1 pseudogene is annotated in these 807 nt (G+C 71.1%); it reads left to right on the top strand.

Going from position 1 to position 807, the window contains the following annotated elements:
* Positions 1–232 precede the first annotated feature (232 nt).
* A pseudogene (locus tag DEIPI_RS40660) lies at positions 233–807 on the top strand (hypothetical protein); the annotation flags it as partial.

Raw genomic sequence — 807 nt, forward strand, 5'->3', positions numbered from 1 at the left:
CTGGGCGGCGTGACGCTGGGCGTGCTCGCGGTGACCTTCCTGCTCCAACTCTCCTGGACGGTCACGGGTCCGGTCCTGTTGATGCTGCTCGGCCTGATGAGCCTCACGGGGGTCCGCCGTCGTGACGTCCGCTGAGCGTGACCAGCCGACGAGGCGCGGTCCTCCCCGCCTCACCTGGTCGCGTAGCCCTTTGGGGACAGGCACGCCGCCTTCGTGCGGGCTACGCTGAGGCATGCCGTTCCCCCTCTGGGCGCTCGTTCCTCCCGTGCTGACGACGCTCCTCGCGCTGCGCTGGCCCTGGACGGTCCGCGAAGCGCGGCGAGCGTTCTGGTCACGCTTCGTGGTGGTCGCCGCGCTCGTCGTCACGCTCGTCGTCGGCGCGCTCTTCACCTCCCGAGGCGTGAGCGCGCTCGGCGCGGCGGTCGTGGTCGTCCTCGTCGCCGCCGCGTACGTCTACACCCTCGCACGGCTGGACGACATGGACGACAAGACCGAGGTGTTCCGCTGGTCCGCGCTGACGTGCCTCCTGTCGGGCGCCGCCACCCTCATCGTGCTGAGTCCCGCGCTGGGCTTCATCGTCTCCGTCTGTACGGTGCTGTTCCTCGGCGCGTGCATGCCCCTGCGGTGGCACCAGCGGGTCACGTTGCCGCTCGTCGCGGCGAACGTCTGGCTGCTTCAGGTGGTGTCCGCCACCCCCCCGACCGCTCCTCCAGGCGCTCAGCGACGGCATCGGCCTGCTGGTCATGGCGGTGTTCGGCTTCACCTTGCGGCGCACCACGCGGCTCGGGCAGGACCTCGCGCGTGCCA

Origin of the sequence: Deinococcus pimensis DSM 21231 (assembly GCF_000519345.1) — a bacterium.
GTDB lineage: Bacteria > Deinococcota > Deinococci > Deinococcales > Deinococcaceae > Deinococcus_A > Deinococcus_A pimensis.